Origin of the sequence: Halomonas sp. NPDC076908, assembly GCF_050269715.1 — a bacterium.
Taxonomy (GTDB): domain Bacteria; phylum Pseudomonadota; class Gammaproteobacteria; order Pseudomonadales; family Halomonadaceae; genus Vreelandella.
In genome coordinates this window covers 60930-78862 of sequence record NZ_JBNNIW010000019.1, presented here as the reverse complement: position 1 = coordinate 78862, position 17933 = coordinate 60930, and the positions used below count along the sequence as shown (strand labels likewise).

At 52.1% G+C, this 17933-nt stretch carries 17 protein-coding genes and 1 rRNA gene; 7 read left to right on the top strand and 11 right to left on the bottom strand.

Features of this window, described 5'->3' with window-relative positions:
* From ACQKE4_RS12540 to ACQKE4_RS12520, 5 genes are all read right to left on the bottom strand, one after another.
* Positions 1-312: ribosomal RNA gene (locus tag ACQKE4_RS12540) — 16S ribosomal RNA — on the bottom strand; the annotation flags it as partial.
* A 566-nt stretch (positions 313-878) separates the two neighbouring features.
* Complete coding sequence (locus ACQKE4_RS12535; protein ID WP_427388707.1) at positions 879-2684, bottom strand: acyl-CoA dehydrogenase C-terminal domain-containing protein; 1806 nt, start codon at positions 2682-2684, stop codon at positions 879-881.
* Between the two features lie 244 nt (positions 2685-2928).
* Positions 2929-3696 (bottom strand): SDR family NAD(P)-dependent oxidoreductase, encoded by a 768-nt coding sequence (locus ACQKE4_RS12530; RefSeq protein WP_427388706.1) that lies wholly within the window; start codon positions 3694-3696, stop codon positions 2929-2931.
* Positions 3697-3722: 26 nt separating this feature from the next.
* Positions 3723-5393 (bottom strand): AMP-binding protein, encoded by a 1671-nt coding sequence (locus ACQKE4_RS12525; protein WP_427388705.1) that lies wholly within the window; start codon positions 5391-5393, stop codon positions 3723-3725.
* 207 nt (positions 5394-5600) lie between these two features.
* Complete coding sequence (locus ACQKE4_RS12520) at positions 5601-6170, bottom strand: TetR/AcrR family transcriptional regulator (RefSeq protein ID WP_427388704.1); 570 nt, start codon at positions 6168-6170, stop codon at positions 5601-5603.
* A 154-nt stretch (positions 6171-6324) separates the two neighbouring features.
* On the opposite strand from ACQKE4_RS12520, the gene ACQKE4_RS12515 reads away from it, so the two are divergent.
* The gene (locus ACQKE4_RS12515; RefSeq protein ID WP_427388703.1) at positions 6325-7512 is read left to right on the top strand and encodes an acetyl-CoA C-acyltransferase; all 1188 of its coding nucleotides are present in this window, start codon (positions 6325-6327) and stop codon (positions 7510-7512) included.
* Positions 7513-7518: 6 nt separating this feature from the next.
* Here the strand turns inward: ACQKE4_RS12515 and ACQKE4_RS12510 are convergent, their stop codons facing one another.
* Together ACQKE4_RS12510 and ACQKE4_RS12505 are read right to left on the bottom strand one after the other, a co-directional pair.
* Positions 7519-9201 (bottom strand): methyl-accepting chemotaxis protein, encoded by a 1683-nt coding sequence (locus ACQKE4_RS12510; protein WP_427388702.1) that lies wholly within the window; start codon positions 9199-9201, stop codon positions 7519-7521.
* 24 nt (positions 9202-9225) lie between these two features.
* Positions 9226-9639 (bottom strand): arsenate reductase ArsC, encoded by a 414-nt coding sequence (locus tag ACQKE4_RS12505; protein ID WP_427388701.1) that lies wholly within the window; start codon positions 9637-9639, stop codon positions 9226-9228.
* A gap of 150 nt (positions 9640-9789) precedes the next feature.
* Between ACQKE4_RS12505 and arsH the strand changes: the two genes are divergently transcribed.
* Genes arsH through ACQKE4_RS12480 form a run of 5 tightly spaced genes read left to right on the top strand, consistent with a single transcriptional unit; the run spans position 9790 to position 12971 of the window.
* Entirely contained in the window at positions 9790-10509 is a 720-nt protein-coding gene (gene arsH, locus ACQKE4_RS12500) for an arsenical resistance protein ArsH (protein ID WP_427388700.1), read from the top strand.
* 13 nt (positions 10510-10522) lie between these two features.
* Positions 10523-11599, top strand: coding sequence for an ACR3 family arsenite efflux transporter (arsB, locus tag ACQKE4_RS12495; RefSeq protein ID WP_427388699.1), 1077 nt, complete (start codon positions 10523-10525; stop codon positions 11597-11599).
* A 15-nt stretch (positions 11600-11614) separates the two neighbouring features.
* Positions 11615-12283, top strand: a complete 669-nt coding sequence (locus ACQKE4_RS12490; protein ID WP_427388697.1) for an NADPH-dependent FMN reductase — start codon at positions 11615-11617, stop codon at positions 12281-12283.
* A gap of 19 nt (positions 12284-12302) precedes the next feature.
* On the top strand, positions 12303-12710 hold the full coding sequence (arsC, locus tag ACQKE4_RS12485; RefSeq protein ID WP_427388696.1) for an arsenate reductase (glutaredoxin): 408 nt from the start codon (positions 12303-12305) through the stop codon (positions 12708-12710).
* A 27-nt stretch (positions 12711-12737) separates the two neighbouring features.
* Positions 12738-12971: a CC/Se motif family (seleno)protein gene (locus ACQKE4_RS12480; RefSeq protein WP_427388694.1), complete on the top strand. Its 234-nt coding sequence runs from the start codon at positions 12738-12740 to the stop codon at positions 12969-12971.
* A gap of 66 nt (positions 12972-13037) precedes the next feature.
* On the opposite strand, the gene ACQKE4_RS12475 is transcribed toward ACQKE4_RS12480, so the two are convergent.
* Positions 13038-13343: an ArsR/SmtB family transcription factor gene (locus ACQKE4_RS12475; RefSeq protein WP_427388693.1), complete on the bottom strand. Its 306-nt coding sequence runs from the start codon at positions 13341-13343 to the stop codon at positions 13038-13040.
* A 115-nt stretch (positions 13344-13458) separates the two neighbouring features.
* On the opposite strand from ACQKE4_RS12475, the gene ACQKE4_RS12470 reads away from it, so the two are divergent.
* Positions 13459-14421, top strand: a complete 963-nt coding sequence (locus ACQKE4_RS12470) for a permease (RefSeq protein ID WP_427388692.1) — start codon at positions 13459-13461, stop codon at positions 14419-14421.
* A 22-nt stretch (positions 14422-14443) separates the two neighbouring features.
* On the opposite strand, the gene ACQKE4_RS12465 is transcribed toward ACQKE4_RS12470, so the two are convergent.
* Genes ACQKE4_RS12465 through ACQKE4_RS12455 form a run of 3 tightly spaced genes read right to left on the bottom strand, consistent with a single transcriptional unit; the run spans position 14444 to position 17869 of the window.
* Complete coding sequence (locus tag ACQKE4_RS12465; RefSeq protein ID WP_427388691.1) at positions 14444-15613, bottom strand: MFS transporter; 1170 nt, start codon at positions 15611-15613, stop codon at positions 14444-14446.
* Positions 15610-16845 (bottom strand): organoarsenical effux MFS transporter ArsJ, encoded by a 1236-nt coding sequence (gene arsJ, locus ACQKE4_RS12460; protein WP_427388689.1) that lies wholly within the window; start codon positions 16843-16845, stop codon positions 15610-15612. The genes ACQKE4_RS12465 and arsJ overlap by 4 nt, the downstream gene beginning before the upstream one ends.
* Positions 16838-17869 (bottom strand): ArsJ-associated glyceraldehyde-3-phosphate dehydrogenase, encoded by a 1032-nt coding sequence (locus ACQKE4_RS12455; RefSeq protein WP_427388688.1) that lies wholly within the window; start codon positions 17867-17869, stop codon positions 16838-16840. Before ACQKE4_RS12455 ends, arsJ begins: the two co-directional genes overlap by 8 nt.
* Positions 17870-17933 lie beyond the last annotated feature (64 nt).

Genomic DNA, 17933 nt, shown 5'->3' with positions numbered 1-17933 from the left:
CCCGATGTGGCTGATCATCCTCTCAGACCAGCTACGGATCGTTGCCTTGGTGAGCCATTACCTCACCAACCAGCTAATCCGACATAGGCTCATCCCGTAGCGGGAGCCGAAGCCCCCTTTCTCCCGTAGGACGTATGCGGTATTAGCCTGGGTTTCCCCAGGTTATCCCCCACTACCGGGCAGATTCCTATGCATTACTCACCCGTCCGCCGCTCGTCAGCGGGTAGCAAGCTACCCCTGTTACCGCTCGACTTGCATGTGTTAGGCCTGCCGCCAGCGTTCAATCTGAGCCATGATCAAACTCTTCAGTTTACAATCATTGTGATCCTTACTCGTTACTTACGGACTAGCCGACAGCAACAAAAGCGGATCAAACTTGGCTCAAGGTTCAAACGAATTCATTTCAATTTACATTGTCATGACCGCTTGCCTTGATATTGGGTGACTTGTCACCACATCAGCAAGCGCCCACATGAATTACCTGATCAAATTGTTAAAGAGCGTTTTCGCTGGATGATTGCTGTGAAAGCAACCGGGCTTGCCGTTGACTTGGCTTGCCTCAGCGAGGAAGGCGTATTCTACGCAGTTCCTGGTGGTTGTCAAGGGCGTTGTTTTCGATGTAAAACTTGCCACACCTAAAACCGCTAACTACCTGACAAACCGAAGGTTTTCACCTTCATCCACCGCTGGTAACGCTTGGCGTCCCCGGCACGGATGCGTACTTTACGGTTTCACGGCCGGGTTGGCAAGAGGTATGAAGTACAAAAAAACAAAAAAGCGGCAAGAGGGCTTCCTCTTGCCGCAAACCACCGATCAGAATGTCTGACCAGAGAGTGCTCGTTGACGTAATTTAGCTTACGCCTTCAATAATCGACGCTTCAAATTTCAAAACCTAAGCCGAAGTCTTCACTGGAGATAGCCATCAGACTGGATGCCCCCGCCTGGATCATTTGCGCATGCGCTTTAGTGCGTGGCAGTAGCCGCTGATAGTAGAAACGAGCGGTATTCAATTTAGCGGCATAAAAGGCTTTATCGTCACCCTCTAGAGAGGCAGATGCCTGCTTGGCCGCGCGGGCAAATAAATAGGCCAGCGTGACGTAGCCTGAATACATAAGGTAATCAACACTCGCCGCGCCGACTTCTTCACGGTCTTGCATCGCCTTCATACCCACGCCCATGGTCAGCTCGCCCCACTCTGCATTCAGCTTTGCCAACGGTTCAACGAATTCTTTAAGGGCCGGGTTGTCAGCTTCATTTTTGCAGAACTTGTGAATTTCCTTAGTGAATACTTTTAGCGACTCACCCTGGCTCATGAGCACCTTACGGCCCAGCAGATCAAGCGCCTGAATACCGGTGGTACCTTCATACAAGCGGGTAATACGCGCGTCGCGCACTAATTGCTCCATGCCCCACTCTTTGATGAAGCCATGGCCGCCATAAATCTGCACGCCTTCATTGGTGCTTTCAAAACCGACTTCCGTTAGGAAGGCTTTAACAATAGGCGTTAGCAAACCAAGCAGCGTTTCTGCTTGGTCCCGCTCTTCACTCGGCTCACCGTGTTCAACAACATCAAGCATCTGAGCGGTATACAACACTAACATCCGCCCACCTTCAGCGAAGGCTTTCTGAGTCAACAGCATGCGACGAACATCAGGATGGACAATAATAGGATCAGCCGGCTTTTCAGGCGCCTGCTTGCCCGACAAGCCACGCATCTGCAAACGATCGCGAGCGTAGCTCAATGAATTCTGGAAGCTGGCCTCAATCAAACCTAGACCTTGAATACCAACACCAAGACGCGCAGCGTTCATCATAGTGAACATGCACGCTAGCCCTTTATTAGGCGCGCCCACCAAGTAACCGGTTGCGCCATCGAAATTCATCACGCAGGTGGCATTACCATGAATGCCCATCTTATGTTCGAGCGAACCACAGCTAACGCCATTGCGCTCGCCCACCTTACCCTGGGCGTCGGGCATGAACTTGGGCACTACGAACAGCGAAATGCCTTTCGAGCCTTCAGGCGCGTCCGGCAATTTTGCCAGGACGAGATGAACGATATTCTCAGCTAGATTATGCTCGCCAGCAGAGATGAAGATTTTGGTGCCTGTAATCGCATAGGCTTCGCCCTCAGTGGGCACCGCCCGCGTCTTGATCAACCCGAGGTCAGTACCACAGTGGGACTCGGTCAAGCACATGGTGCCGGTCCAAACGCCCTCGACCAATTTTGTAAGATACGTGGCCTTCTGCTGATCAGTACCGTGATGGCGCAGAGCATCAGCAGCGCCATGGGATAGCCCTGGATACATTCCCCATGCCAAGTTAGTAGCGCAGATCATTTCCGAGAGCATCATCGCCAACGAGGGGGGAAGCCCTTGCCCGCCATGCGCTGGATCGGCCGCCAAGCTTGGCCAGCCACCTTCTACATACTGCTGATAAGCTTCTTTAAAACCATTTGGTGCTTTTACTTCGCCCCCTTCTAACAAGCACCCTTCTGCATCGCCGCTTTGATTAATAGGCAGCAGCACTTCGCGAGCAAAACGCGCACCCTCTTCCAAAATCGCGCTAACAACATCCGGTGATGCATCATCACCGCCCGGCAAGCGCGCATAGTGAGCGGGGTAATTAAGCATCTCGTCCATAACGAAACGCATATCACGAATAGGGGCCTGATAGCTGGGCATCGCACATCTCCTAAAATAGGGGGCTTGGAAGCCAATCACTTTATTATGACAACAGGCTTTCAAACACATGTTTGAAAATTAGCGCGCGCGCACCTCAGAGTCAAGCGAGCGTTTGAATTTAGCCTTAAAACACTCTAGAACTTTGGTCGCCCATTGCGTAAATCCTTAGCTCTAATAATAAAAAACTCGCCAGCCAAAAGCCGACGAGTCGCTCTATCTACTTTATCACCTACTTACCGCCTACTTATTGCATGCGTATACCGCCATCCAAACGAATCAATTCACCGTTAAGCATAGGGTTGGTAATAATCTGTTCAGCTAGTTGGGCAAACTCATCCGGCTTGCCTAGTCGCTTGGGAAATGGCACTGCAGCCGCTAGCGCCTGGGCAGCTTCGTCGGGAATCTCGCTCATCATCGGCGTTTCAAATACACCTGGGGCAATGGCCATAACACGAATAGCATGTCGCGATAATTCACGCGCCGCAGGCAAGCTCATACCCACAACGCCAGCTTTAGAGGCACTGTAAGCGCACTGCCCTACCTGCCCATCAAAAGCGGCGATAGATGCAGTATTAATAATCACCCCCCGCTCGCCGCTCTCATTGGGCGTATTCTTGGCCATTGCGGCAGCCGCCAAGCGCATAACATTGAAAGTACCAATCAAGTTGATATTGATCGTTTTGGCATAACTCTCTAAATCAGCTGGTTTGCCTTCACGGTCAACCAACTTGGCTACGCTGACGACACCGGCGCAATGAACCACACCCGAAAGTCCGCGCTCGCCACCCAGCGCAACCGCCACATCGACCGCCTGCTGCATTTGCTCTGCAGAGGTAATGTCTGCCAAACAAGCCTGAGCTTGCCCCCCCAACTGCTGGGCATGCGTATTTACGCTATTGTTCAAGTCACACAAAACGACCCGAGCACCCGCAGCTACTAAACGCTCTGCCGTTGCCGCTCCAAGACCAGAAGCGGCCCCGGTAATCAAAAAGGTACTGTCCTTAACCTGCATAACCGTATTCCCTGTAAGCGCTATGTTTATTTGGCTGCTTTTGCTTCTTCTGCCGCCTGAGCACGTAATTTAAAACGCTGAATTTTGCCACTGGGTGTTTTGGGCAGCTCATCGACAAACTCGATAATACGTGGAAAAGCGTGAGTGGAGAGCCGGTCCCTTACTCGCTGCTTAATCTCATCAGCAAGCTCGTCGCTTGCCTCATAGCCTTCGCGCAGCACGACGTAAGATTTAATGACCTCACCACGAATTTCATCGGGCTGCCCGACCGCCGCTGACTCAGCGACCGCAGGATGCGTCATGACACTATTCTCAACGTCTGTTGGCCCCACCCGATAGCCTGCTGTGGTGATGATGTCGTCATCACGACCTGCGAACTGAAAGGTGCCATCCTCGTTGCGGATCACTACATCACCGGTGAGGTAATAGCCTTCCACAAAGGGGTTCTTCTCTTGCCAGGTGTAGCCTGGAAAGAAGTGCGCGGGTGAGTTTTTAATATCCACAGCCAGAACACCCGGCTCACCTGCAGGCAATTCATGGTACTCCGCATCTAAAATTGCTAAACGATAGCCTGGCATCGGCACGCCCATGGCGCCCACATGCTTCAAGTGATCAAGCGCATGATGGTTGTTGCAGGTCATGCCTGTTTCTGTTTGCCCATAGTGATCCATGACAGGGCAGCCTAACGATCTCTCAACCCAGGTAACCACTTCTGTATTTAATGGCTCCCCCGCCGAACTAGCTGCACGCAGTTCCAATGTTTGATACGCATCATCAAACAGACCCGATGCTTTCATCAATCGATAGGCAGTCGGTGCAGCGGCGAAGTTAGTAATGTGGTGGCGCTTCATAAATGCCAGCGCCCCTTCCGCACTAAACCCCGCCTCACAGAAATGAGTGGTCACCCCAAGCAATAAAGGTCCGGCAATCGCATAGTAAAGACCGTACGCCCAGCCCGGATCGGCCATATTCCAGAAACGGTCATCATCACGCAGGTCAATGGCAAGCTCCATATAGATTGCAAAAGCAGTCATACCTGCCAATGGCACGGCAACCCCTTTGGGCTTGCCCACGGTACCAGAGGTGAACATTTGCAAAAATGGCTGCTCGGGTGAAAGCCTGGGCGGCTTATCGCTCATTGACGTATGCGTCAATGCGGCTTGCCAATCTTGATCATCTGCATGCTCGCTGGTAGCACCTCCGACGGCTAACACAGGCGGACACTGGCTCAAACCATCAAATTTATAACGATTAGCGTGATCAGTTATCACTAGCTTGGTATCGGCACGCTCTAAACGATAGTCAACGGCATCAGGGCCAAAGGCAGTAAATAGCGGCTGATAAACCGCGCCAATGCGCCATGTTGCCAATACTGCAATCAATAGCTGGGGTGAACGCGGCAGCATGCAGGCAATTCGATCCCCCTTCTCCAGCCCTTGAACCTGAAGCCAACCCGCCAGTTTAGCGCTCTGCTCATCAAGTTCAGCATACGTCAGGGTATGCATATCACCCTTCGTATCTTCTTGCACAAGCGCCAGCACATCACCACGCCCAGCACGCACATGACGCCCACAACAGGCCTCAAAAGCATTAAGCATGCCATCTTGATGGTCATCCAGCCGGGCAATAACGCTATCAATGGAGAAGCTATCGAGGTAGTGCTGATAGTCGGGCAGTGATTGTGGTGTCGCTGTCATGATGGCTCTCTAATGTGGTTGATAATTTTTGTTGGTAATGAGCACAAAGCAGTAAAGGTAAGTCGCAACCAAGACCGTTATAATTATCCGTTGACGTTAACGGAAACTTAAGCGTAAAAGCAACGCTAAAAGTAATCGACGTAGAGAGCAAGCACTCTCATGGATTAAGGGGTTAGACGTTGGTAGGAGCTGTATAAACGAGATGGCTCAAACAGGGGTGGGCATAATCATGGAGACCAGCTCGTCCGCTAGATCGTCAGGCGAGCGTGGCCCATTGGGATCATACCAGCGCACGGTCCAATTTAATGCTCCAAGTACAAAGCGTGACACCAGGAAACGATCACCGTGAATAAGCTCAGCCTGCAAAGCATCATCAATAACGGTGACCCATAAAGCTTCGTAGGCATCCCGTAAATGACTTAAATGGGCACTCGCTGCTGGGTCGAGCCGGCGCCACTCAAATAGCGCTACCACATGAGCATTACGGTCGGTGAACAGGGTTTCGAGATGGGCACGTGCCATGGTACGCAAGCGGACTTCTGGGTCAGCGGCACACTCAGCCAAGGCTTTGCGGGCAATCGTCAGGGCGTTTTGGGTGCCCTCTTCGATGACCGCGGCAAGAATTTCCTGTTTATCTTTAAAATGATGGAACAAGCTGCCGGATTTAATGCCCATTTCCTGCGCCAGCATACGCACCGTGGTGCGATCAAAGCCCTCTTGGACGAATAGCTGAGCGGCCAGGCGTGTCAATTCCTTGCGGCGAGGGGATGCATTCATTACATTCATGTCATTTACACTAGCGCTTGCTTGGTTACTCAGGAGAGAACCACAGCGCCGCCAACGGGTCAACGTATCACCGATTACTTAGTCAGATACTTATTCAAATAATCGCAAGCATGATAATCACAATAAATGCACCAGGAGACACATAATGAGTAACGCCAACGATGTTGTATTTCTCGCCGCTAAACGCACGCCGATGGGCGGCATGATGGGCAGCCTTTCGAGCATGACGGCCCCCCAGCTTGGTGCGGTCGCCATCAAAGCGGCGATTGAAGAAGCGGGGATCGACCCAGCAGCGATCAACGAAGGCATAATGGGCTGCGTGCTGCCCGCTGGCGTTAAACAAGGCCCAGCGCGGCAAGCCATGCGCCAGGCGGGTATTCCTGACGCTAATGGCGCCACCACGATCAATAAGCTGTGTGGCTCGGGCATGAAAGCGGCCATGCTTGCGCATGATTTAATCAAAGCAGGCAGTGGCGAGATTCTGCTGGCGGGGGGCATGGAATCTATGTCCAACGCCCCTCACGTTCTGACCAAGGCGCGCGGTGGCTACCGGTTAGGACACGGCGAGCTAAAAGATCATATGTTTTTAGATGGTCTTGAAGATGCAGAAACGGGCAAGCTAATGGGCGTCTTTGCTCAAGATGTCGCTACTGCGCGCGGTTACACCCGCGAGCGTCTGGATGATTTTGCGATAGCCTCCCTTGAGCGCGCCATGGCCGCCACCAATGCAGGCCACTTAAATGCCGAGATGGCGCCCGTCATGGTCACCTCTCGCCAAGGCGAAACCTTGGTAGAGCATGATGAGCAGCCCTTCCAGGCCAAGCTCGACAAAATCCGCCAGTTGCGCCCTGCTTTCGCCAAAGAGGGCACGATTACCGCCGCCAACGCCAGTTCAATTTCCGACGGCGCGTCTGCACTTATATTGGCAAGCCAAGAAGCGGCGGATAAGCATGGCATTAAGCCGCTGGCTCGCATGCTGGGCCACTCAACCCATTCACAGCACCCCAGTGAGTTTACCATCGCCCCTGTTGGCGCCATTGATAAGCTGATGAAAAAGCTGGGCTGGAGCGTCAATGACGTTGACCTATTTGAAATCAACGAAGCCTTTGCCGTGGTCACACTGATTGCGATAGATGACTTGGGGCTGCCCCATGACAAGGTCAATGTTTTTGGCGGTGCTTGCGCGCAGGGTCACCCCATTGGCTCTACAGGCTCGCGCATTATCGCCACACTGATCCATGCCCTGCGCACTAAGGGCGGCAAACGTGGCATTGCCAGCCTGTGTATCGGCGGTGGAGAAGCAACGGCAGTTGCTGTTGAACTCATCGATTAACCTATTTTAGGCCAGGACGGGGGATCGAACTACTGACACTGAGTCAGCCCCACTGCTTAGCGCTTGCCAGTCTAGTTCATCTGGATTGGCAGGCTTTTGCTTGTCGACAAATTCAGCCTCAATGGGCTGCCCTTCTTCTACGCTAAACTGGGTTGCATACTCTCGCATCTGCAACGCCTCTTCAGATAACCCTTCAGCGCTTTGGGTGGCCTGATTCACCAGACGCATCGTATCCTGGGTCGTGGTATCGATTTGCGCCACCGCTAGGTTGACCTCTTCAATGCCTCGGCGCTGCTCTTCAGAAGCTTGAGCTATTTGCATCATCAGCGTATTTACATTACCAGCAGCCTGCATAATCCCACGCGTATGCTCACCAGCTTGATGAGATAACACGCTGCCCTGCCGAACACTCGCACTCGAAGCCTCAATGCGCGCACGAATGTCGCTTGCAGCATTGGCGCTACGCGTTGCCAGAGCACGCACTTCATTAGCCACTACCGCAAATCCTCGCCCGTGCTCACCCGCCCTAGCCGCCTCTACCGATGCATTGAGCGCGAGAATATTGGTTTGAAAAGCAATACCTTCTATTATCCTTATGATGCTTTGAATCTCTTCAGCATGCTCATTTATCGCCTCCATAGTGTCGATAAACTGCGCAATCACCTGATCACCCTGCTGAGCCTTATGCGATACATCCGCGGTAGACTGACTGACATGAGCAGCACTTTCAGCGTTTTGATTTACCGTGGCGGTCAACTGCTCCAAACTCGCTGCCATTTGTTGCAATGCTGATACCTGAGTATCGGTTTGGCCCGCCAACAGATGGTTCTGTTCGGTCATCTCTTGGCTATTGGTATATACCTGTTGGCTACTGGCATTAAGGCGTTTAACGGTAGTCGTTAGGGAGTGCTGCATATTGGCAAGCTCACTAAACAGCTGACCAATCTCATTCGTCGAGTTAGCCGTTATGGAGCCAGACAAGTCACCTTTGGCAATGCGCTGAAAATGCCCTGTGATCTTTTTTAACGGACGCAGCACATTCCGACGCACACCCCATACCACCACCACCACAACTAACAGTGCGGTAACAAGCACGACCACTACTCCCCAGAACAGTAATGAGGAGACCTGCTCAAAGCGTACCAACATGCTGTTGCCCCGCTGTACCGAGGCATCTAAAAATGCATCAGCGCTTTCCACAAATCGCTGGCTACTGCCATCCACCCTTGATTCCCCAGACAGAAAGCCAGCTACATCGCGCTCCTCAAGCATCATCATTTGAAGATTAAGATTATTGTTAACGAAGGACTGAAAAGCATTGGCTAATTGATCGACCAATGGCTGCTGTTCTGGCTCAAACTCACTGGCCTGAAATTGGGCGAAATCTTCACTCGCTAAATCAAGCAAATGCTGCGCCTCTTCAATAAGAGGCTCAGGCAGATCAAATGATGGGGTACGAATTAATTCCGCTGCACGGTTCATCTGCACACGCGCACGAAGCAGTTGAATATAAGCGCCGTCTAGCTCACGAATTTGCTCCATGTCCCGCTCATGAAGCGATATAAAGGCATCCCGGCCGAACTGGTTTGCAAAGAGCCCAAGCGCACCAATAACAACAATCAAACCACTGAAAGCTGCCAGTACCAGCGTCCAACTCGCTTTGACGCTTAAGTTGTTAATCCCTTTCATCTCGGCCCGCCCCTTTTAGTAAGGTTAATCAGAGGTGTGGAGGGACAGCCAGAGCTGAAGGCGCCGACGAATCTCTAATAACGCCTGCTCATAAGCATCCGACTTGCCAATCAGGCGAGGGTCTCGAATGTCCCAGAATAGCACTTCGGCCGCCTTCCCTTGCCAATCTCGACAGGCTTGCTGGGACTTGTCACAAAGCACAATGACAAAATCGAAAGTTTCGCTTTCAAACTCATCCAACGACTTACTGCGTAGATCTTCGGTAGGCAGCCCCTGCTTGCGCAACGCTTCAAGTGTCAATGCATGAGGCTCATCGGGTTCTGAACCCGCGCTATACGCTTCAAAGCGCCCTCCTGCCATATGCCGAAGCAGTACTTCACCCATCAACGACCGAGCGGAATTTGCATTGCAAAGGAACAACACACGACGTTTCGACATAAATAAACAGCCTCTTATGTAATTAATGGCTTAACCTTACGCCTGGATCATGACGAAAATATGGCAGCGTGGAAGCTACACTAGAAATATATGAAAAAACGTATATGATGGCTTTATTAGCCAAACCTAGCGCATAACAGGTAGACCGCGATGCCCCATCTGAATGATTTACCCAATATAGATACAGCAATATTTGAAGCCCCCAGCAGCGAGCGCCTTGGGGTAACTCAAAGCACTGAACATGCACCTAAAATATTGCTGCTATACGGCTCCTTACGTGAGCGCTCATTTAGCCGTTTAGCGGCTGAGGAAGCAGCGCGCTTGCTGACCGCGATGGGCGCAGAAACACGCATTTTTGACCCGCGAGGGTTGCCATTACCGGATGCTGAAGATGCCAGCCACCCCAAAGTCGACGAGCTGCGAACGCTAGCTCAATGGGCCGAAGGCATGGTGTGGTGCTCCCCAGAACGCCACGGCGCAATGACCGGCATTATGAAAGCGCAAATAGACTGGATACCTCTTTCGCTGGGCGGAGTGCGCCCCACCCAAGGCAAGACACTAGCAGTGATGCAAGTGTGTGGCGGCTCACAATCTTTCAATACCGTTAATCAGCTGCGCATTTTGGGGCGCTGGATGCGTATGCTGACGATTCCCAATCAGTCATCCGTCCCCAAAGCCTTTATGGAATTTGATGATAACGACCGGATGAAGCCCTCCCCTTTCTACGACCGTATCGTGGATGTTATGGAAGAGCTGGTGAAATTTACGCTGTTAGTGCGCGACCGCAGCGACCTGCTAACAGACCGTTATTCAGAGCGTAAAGAGAGTGCTGAAGAACTCTCTAAACGCGTTAACCAGCGCGCCATCTAAAAAGGAGCTTTCCATGTCAGCACGGCAAGATACTGCATCGCCCACCACTGCCGAGGGAATGGGACTGTTTGAACGCTACCTAACACTCTGGGTAGCCCTGGCTATTGTAGCGGGCATTTTACTCGGGCAGCTCCTGCCAGCAGTACCGGAAACGCTGTCACGCTTTGAAGTGGCACAGGTTTCCATTCCGGTTGCGGTTCTTATTTGGGCAATGATCTTCCCCATGATGGCGCAAATCGACTTCACCTCGCTACTCGGTGTGCGGCGCCAGCCCAAAGGCTTGATCATCACTACCTCGGTGAACTGGCTGATTAAGCCTTTCACTATGTTCGCCATCTCCTGGTTCTTTCTTATGGTGGTGTTTCGGCCTTTAATTCCCGCCGAATTAGCCAGCCAGTATTTGGCGGGCGCTATTTTACTTGGCGCAGCACCATGTACAGCGATGGTGTTTGTGTGGAGCTATTTGACCCGTGGCGATGCTGCTTACACCTTGGTACAGGTGGCACTTAACGATCTGATCATGCTGTTCGCGTTTGCCCCGATTGTGGTCTTCCTACTGGGTATTTCTAATATCCAAGTGCCATGGGACACCGTTGCCCTATCGGTAGTGCTGTATATTGTCATTCCTCTCGCGGCTGGCTACATCACGCGACAGACGTTGATCAAAAAACGTGGTGCGGAATGGTACGACAACGTCTTTATGAAGCGTGTTGGCCCGATAACGCCCATTGGCTTGATCATTACGCTGATCCTGCTATTCGCTTTCCAGGGCGAAGTGATCCTAAACAATCCGCTGCATATCGTATTGATTGCGATACCGCTGATTATCCAAACATTTTTAATCTTCTTTATTGCCTACGGCTGGGCCAAAGCCTGGCGCGTGCCGCACAATGTTGCCGCACCCGGCGCGATGGTGGGAGCCAGTAACTTCTTTGAGTTGGCTGTCGCAGCGGCGATTGCTCTGTTTGGGTTACAGTCGGGGGCCGCGCTGGCCACGGTGGTGGGCGTACTGGTAGAAGTGCCGCTTATGTTGGTACTGGTTAGAATTGCCAATAACACCCGGCATTACTTTCCCGCACAAAGCAGCTAATTGGGAGCAAGTACGATGGCACACTATTTAGTATTTTTAGGCTCAACACGGACTAGTACACCGCCCTCACCCGCTCGTATTGGAGAACGAGTAGCCAACGCCTGCGAGCGTTTGCTTTCATCACTCCCTGATACCACGGCCGAGATAATTGACCCCCTAACACTGAATTTAAGTGATCCGTTTAAGCCCCACTTTGCTTATGCCAAAGCCGATGCGCCGGATGACTTAGCGGCGCTAGCAGACAAAATCGCTCATGCCGATGGCTATGTGATGGTCAGCCCTGAATATAACCACTCCATGAGCCCTGCGCTTAGCCATCTGCTTAATCATTTCGGTGCGTCACTGTTTGCATTCAAGCCCAGCGCTATTGTGACCTACTCGATGGGCCAGTGGGGCGGCCTACGAGCGGCAGTTGCAATGCGCTCATTTCTATCAGAGCTTGGCTGCCTGCCGGTATCGGCAATGATACATATTCCTAAGGCGCAAGATGCGCTGAGCGAAGATGGGCAGTTTGCTCAAGATCAGGAGCGCTGGGAAAGCTATTTTGGTCGTACGCTAGGCCAATTAATGTGGTGGGCTGAAGCCGCATCTCGTTACAAAAGCCAGCTAGACCCGACCCGCATATCCCCCGCCTTTAAAACGGCTCCCTCACAGCGCAATGCACCCGACGGTGAAGCCACCTAAATGACATTTTGAGGTCACCATGTCCGTCACTATTTATCACAATCCGAACTGTGGTACATCGCGCAATACACTGGCGATGATAGAAGCCTCTGGAGAAACACCGGAGGTGATCTATTATCTTGACACACCGCCCAGCCGCGAAAAGCTCATCGAGTTACTAGCAATGATGCAGATACCCCCCCGGGAACTGCTGCGTCGTAAAGGAACACCCTATGACGAGCTAAATTTGGATGATTCATCCCTTAACGATGTTCAACTCATCGACGCCATGATGGCGCATCCGATTCTGATTAATCGCCCCATTGTTGTTACCCAAAAAGGGGCTCGCCTGTGCCGACCCTCTGAACAAGTTTTAATCCTTCTGGAACAGCCAGTTGAACACTTTACCAAAGAGGATGGTGAAACCGTTTACACTCCAGCGCGTTAGTGCCGTAACCAAGATATAGGGAGAGCAATGGGCAGTGTGATTGATATAGATAACAACGCATTAGCATTTATTAAGGAGAATGGCGGAGCGATCACCGTTCGCCTTTCACCTCGACACGGCTGCTGCGGAGGGAGTACCAATATCACCGTCGCTGAAGCGCATCAGCCTGATAACGCTAAGCAGTTTCAGCGTTATGTGCAAAATGATGTCACCGTCTACATTGTCCAGAGCTCATCAACGCTGGCCTACGTGTCGGTTTAGAAGGTTGGTGGAAGCTGCGCCATTTATACGTCGACGGTGCAGTATTATAAATACTCAACTAAATAGTTATGCATTTTGCTTAGCTGCACTGCCCATACAGCACTCTTCTCGTAAGAAGCCTATCAAATTATCCAAATGTTGATACTCAGGTATGCAGATAATAGTGCGGCTGTGTTTCTCCTGCCGAATTAGCCCCACGTTGGCCATACGTGTTAAGTGGTGCGACAGAGTAGACGCAGGAATACCCAGCGCTTTCTGAATATCTCCCACTGATGCCCCTTGATAGCCTGCCTTAACTAGAAAGCGAAACACTGCCAGCCTATGGCTGTTCCCCAACTCGGCCAAGCTAGCCGCAACATGATCATGCTCCATTGATACCACCCCACTCTATATTTCCAATATTCTAGAATTATCGTTGACAAGCTTAAAGAATGCAATCTAACCTTCTTAATTAATTCTATAAAACTAGAAACATGGAGATATAGAAATGACCGCCCAACTTCAAGATACTTTAGGTATGTTTGCTTTTCTGGCCGTTGAGTTATCGGTACTGTTTCTTGGTATTAGTCTGCTCGTCGGCGTTTTGCAACGCCATATTCCGGCCTCCAAAGTGGAAGCCTTACTAAGCTCACAGCGGCGTGCAGGCTACTTTTTAGCGGTGGGTTTGGGGGCAATCACACCTTTTTGCAGCTGCTCGACAATTCCCATGCTAAAAGGCCTAATCCGAGCGCGTGCCGGGTTCGGGCCAATGATGGTATTTTTGTTCGCGTCTCCACTGTTAAATCCCATTATTGTCGTTCTTCTTCTCGCCAACTTTGGATTAACGCTAACGTCTATCTATGTGCTCGCGGCGTTATTCGTCTCATTGGGCGCAGGATGGCTACTGCAAAAAGTGGGGTTTGATCGATTTGTGCGACAGCAGCCGACGAAAGTGGCATCTAGCTGTGGAACCACAGTAAACAGCTGTAGCGCTGCTAAATTGACCCCATGCGAATCTAGTGTGACCACGACTACTTGTGGTGGGAAAATAGCTTCTCAAGAAGGAAAATACCGCGGATTGTGGCAAGAAGCGTGGTCAGACTTCTTGGGCGTATTACCTTACCTACTGGTAGGTATCTCGATAGGAAGCGTAATATATGGGTTTATGCCGACGACACTACTTGAGCAGTATGCGGGCCCTGAAAACCCATTTGCCATTCCGGTTGCCGCTGTGATTGGTGTACCACTATATATCCGCGCAGAAGCTGTCATACCTATGGCTGCTGCCTTAATGGCCAAAGGCGTAGGGGCTGGAACCGTACTGGCGCTAATCATCGGTAGCGCAGGAGCGAGCTTAACCGAACTGATCTTATTGCGCTCCTTGTTCAAGCTAAAACTATTGGTAGCCTTTTTGTCGATCATATTTTCAATGGCAATGATCGCTGGCTATTCAACTTATCTATTTTTCTGAGCTATTTTTTCTGGGATATTTTTCAGAACTGTTTTTCTGAAGATGGCGGCACACGAACACACAGCAGAGCAATCGTTGCCAATAGCATCAACCCAGAGGTTAGCCACAGCGCTCCAGCACCGTTTTGCTCTATTAGTAAACCAAACAGCAGCGGTGCTAAGGCTTGCATCGCCCTGGCCGGGGCAATAATTAACCCTTGGCGTTGCCCAAACCCTTTGGGGCCAAACAGCGCCAGCGGTAGCGTACCTGAGGCAATTGTCATCATGCCATTCCCCGCCCCATGCAGCAGCGCAAAACCAGCGGCGGGCATTCCCACTGTGGCCAGCAGAGCCGCGCCTAAGGGGTGAAGCGTTGTTGCCACGCGCGCGGCTATAAGCGGGTGTAAATGACGCAGCAGCGCAAACTCACCCAGCCGGGCGGCTACTTGAGCGGGCCCTACTAACGCAGCGGCGGCTACCGCCACCGAAAGCGATACACCTGTTTCCTGTAGCAGCCTCGGCAAATGAGCCGCCATCGCGGTTGAGACAAACCAGCCTGCAGCAAACACATAGGCTAATAAAATCATCGCTAGGCGAGGCCGCTCCGGCGGCGGCACTGACTTTTCGTCGTCTTGCTGAGCACTGTCCTCGCCTACTTTAGGCAGTCGCCCATTAAGCGGCAGACCAATGACAAGATGCAGCACGGCCCAAACTCCACAGGCTGCCCGCCATCCCACTTCGCTTTCCAGCAAGGCGGTGAGTGGCCAGCCAATAGTGCTGGCAAAACCTGCCAGAAGCGTCACGCCGGTGATTGAGGATCTAGCGCTTCGACCTAACAGCCGCCCCAGGGTAGCAAAGGCGGCATCGTATAACCCCATCGCCATACCAATGCCGGTAATCAGCCAGGCAAGCATGAGGCTGAACACACCCTGGGATAGCGCCATTGCCACCAGCCCAAGCGCCATGACAGCGTTCGAGGCCATTAGCACACCTCGACCGCCCTGCTTATCAATTAAACGGCCAACGCTAGGCCCAAGCATTGCGGTTAACAATAGAGCAGCCGAAAACGCAGCAAATACCCAGCTTGGCGACATGCCTAAATCGCGGGCCATAGGCACCGCTAGAATAGCAGGCAGATAATAACTGGATGCCCAGGCAAGAGTCTGTGCGCTGCCTAAGGTGAGTGTTAATCCAAACCTGGGCGAACGCATCATGCGGTTTGTCTAGGCAGCGCCAGTGCCATCGCGGAACTGGCAGCGACTAATGCCGCCGACACCCACAGGCATGCGCTCAACCCATAGGCCATATACAGCCAACCAGAAAGTAGTGTTCCCACTAACCGCCCCATGGCATTGGCCATATAGTAAAAGCCCACATCCATAGACACCCCATCCGCGCGGGCGTAATGCACAATCAAGTAGCTGTGCCAGCTGGAGTTGATCGCAAACAGCACCCCAAACGCCAGTAGCCCTACCACCAGCCACCCCACCTGTGCTAACGGCAGCATTGCCAGTAAGATCGCCAGCACCGCCAGCGCTGCCGCCCAGCCAGCAGTTAGCGCTCGGGCATCACCTTTAATTAATCGGGTTAGCTTCGGCGCCTGGGTTTGCACCCCTCCGTAACCAATAATCCACACCGCCAATAGTCCACCAACGGTCCAGTGCGTCCAACCATGCTGGTCGTATAAAAATACTGGCAGTGCCACCACAAACCAAACATCACGTGCCGCAAAGAGGCAAAAGCGTGCCGCTGAGAGCACGTTAATAGCGCGTGATTTCGAGAAGATTTCGGAGAACTTCGGCTTCACTTTCTGGCGGCCTAAGTCTGCCTTTAACCGCCAAAGCGATAATGCCAATACGCCGCCAAGCATCACCGCCATCACCAATACCGCAGCGCGAAAGCCAATCAGTGTTAGCAGTACGCCGCCGACAAAAAAGCCTAACCCTTTCAGCGCATTTTTAGAGCCGGTCAGCATTGCTACCCAGCGGTAAAGCGAGCTGTTAGCGTTGGCGCTCTCTTTCGGAACCAACACTTTAACCGCGCTCTTTGCGCTCATCTTGTTCAGGTCTTTAGCTATACCTGACAGCGCCTGGGCAGCCATTACCCACACCACCGTTAACATGCCAGCAGGTACCATGAGCATAACAAGGGCCACGATTTGCAGCCCCAGCCCGACGTTCATGGTTCGATTCAACCCTAACCGTGCGCCTAGCCAACCGCCCACTAAATTAGTGATCACGCCAAAGGCTTCATAGAACAGAAACAGCATGGCGATGGCGAGTGGGGAGTAGCCCAACTGATGGAAGTACATCACCACCAGCATGCGCAGCGCGCCATCGGTTATTGTAAACGCCCAATAGTTGCCGGTAATCAGCATGTATTGGCGCACCTCGAAAGGTAGCGTCTTTACTCGGGCACGCAGTTTCAATAACGGCGATTCAGCCACGATCCACCTGCCCGCGGCCTACCATAAGCGCTAGTTCAGCGGTGCGGTTAGCGTAGCCCCACTCGTTGTCATACCAGGCATACAATTTTAACTGGGTGCCGTTGACCACCATGGTGGAAAGCGCATCGATAATTGAGCTGCGCGGGTCGGTGCGGTAATCAATAGATACTAACGGACGCTCTTCATAGCCCAAAATACCCGCAAGCTGGCCGTCAGCTGCGGCTTTTAATGCTTGATTGACTTCATCTACGGTCACTTCGCGCTCAAGCTCAAACACCATATCGGTAAGAGAAGCGTTAGCTAGCGGTACACGAATCGCATGGCCATTTAGCTTGCCTTCCAGCTCAGGAAAAATCGCAGTAATGGCTTTCGCTGACCCGGTGGTCGTCGGAATTAAGCTCATCCCGCAGGCACGGGCACGACGCAGGTCTTTATGCGGGGCGTCTAGAATCGTTTGAGTATTGGTAATGTCATGTACTGTGGTCATTGAGCCATGACGAATACCAAAGGTCTCCTGAATGACTTTGACCACCGGCGCCAGGCAGTTGGTGGTGCAGCTAGCCGCAGTGACGATCTTGTGCGCAGCAGGGTCGTAAAGATGATCATTCACCCCGACGACCACGTTCAATACACCCCGCTCTTTAACCGGTGCACTCACCACCACTCGCCCCACGCCTTGGTCAAGATAGGCCTGCAGCTTTTCGGTGGTTTTCATTTTTCCCGAGCATTCGATCACTACATCACAGCTAGACCAATCACTGTCAGGGATGGCTTTGTTAGCGCTAAACGCCACGGAGCGTCCATCAAGCACAATCGCATTGTTGGAAGAGGTAATACCTGAACCCGGCGACCAATGACCGTGTACCGAATCAAATTCGAGTAAGTGAGCAAAGGTTGCCGCATCGCCGCCTGGGTCGTTAATGCGCGTTAGCTCTACCGCACCCGATTCAACCTGTGCCCATAGGCTACGCAGTGTCAAACGCCCAATACGGCCTAAGCCATTGATACCAATTCGTAGTGCCATGGGAGCCTCCTCAGCTTATCTATGCTAGTAAGTTATCTATTTCGTAAAAACATAACGGAAATAT

Bases quoted from the DNA above. Each gene is read 5' to 3' on its own strand.
- ACQKE4_RS12490 (WP_427388697.1), top strand. From the start codon at position 11,615: ATGGCACACTATTTAGTATTTTTAGGCTCAACACGGACTAGTACACCG.
- ACQKE4_RS12515 (WP_427388703.1), top strand. From the start codon at position 6,325: ATGAGTAACGCCAACGATGTTGTATTTCTCGCCGCTAAACGCACGCCG.
- ACQKE4_RS12535 (WP_427388707.1), bottom strand. From the start codon at position 2,684: ATGCCCAGCTATCAGGCCCCTATTCGTGATATGCGTTTCGTTATGGAC.
- ACQKE4_RS12465 (WP_427388691.1), bottom strand. From the start codon at position 15,613: ATGATGCGTTCGCCCAGGTTTGGATTAACACTCACCTTAGGCAGCGCA.
- ACQKE4_RS12480 (WP_427388694.1), top strand. From the start codon at position 12,738: ATGGGCAGTGTGATTGATATAGATAACAACGCATTAGCATTTATTAAG.
- ACQKE4_RS12475 (WP_427388693.1), bottom strand. From the start codon at position 13,343: ATGGAGCATGATCATGTTGCGGCTAGCTTGGCCGAGTTGGGGAACAGC.
- arsB (WP_427388699.1), top strand. From the start codon at position 10,523: ATGTCAGCACGGCAAGATACTGCATCGCCCACCACTGCCGAGGGAATG.
- ACQKE4_RS12455 (WP_427388688.1), bottom strand. From the start codon at position 17,869: ATGGCACTACGAATTGGTATCAATGGCTTAGGCCGTATTGGGCGTTTG.
- ACQKE4_RS12470 (WP_427388692.1), top strand. From the start codon at position 13,459: ATGACCGCCCAACTTCAAGATACTTTAGGTATGTTTGCTTTTCTGGCC.
- ACQKE4_RS12520 (WP_427388704.1), bottom strand. From the start codon at position 6,170: ATGAATGCATCCCCTCGCCGCAAGGAATTGACACGCCTGGCCGCTCAG.
- ACQKE4_RS12510 (WP_427388702.1), bottom strand. From the start codon at position 9,201: ATGAAAGGGATTAACAACTTAAGCGTCAAAGCGAGTTGGACGCTGGTA.
- ACQKE4_RS12525 (WP_427388705.1), bottom strand. From the start codon at position 5,393: ATGACAGCGACACCACAATCACTGCCCGACTATCAGCACTACCTCGAT.
- ACQKE4_RS12505 (WP_427388701.1), bottom strand. From the start codon at position 9,639: ATGTCGAAACGTCGTGTGTTGTTCCTTTGCAATGCAAATTCCGCTCGG.
- arsC (WP_427388696.1), top strand. From the start codon at position 12,303: ATGTCCGTCACTATTTATCACAATCCGAACTGTGGTACATCGCGCAAT.
- ACQKE4_RS12530 (WP_427388706.1), bottom strand. From the start codon at position 3,696: ATGCAGGTTAAGGACAGTACCTTTTTGATTACCGGGGCCGCTTCTGGT.
- arsH (WP_427388700.1), top strand. From the start codon at position 9,790: ATGCCCCATCTGAATGATTTACCCAATATAGATACAGCAATATTTGAA.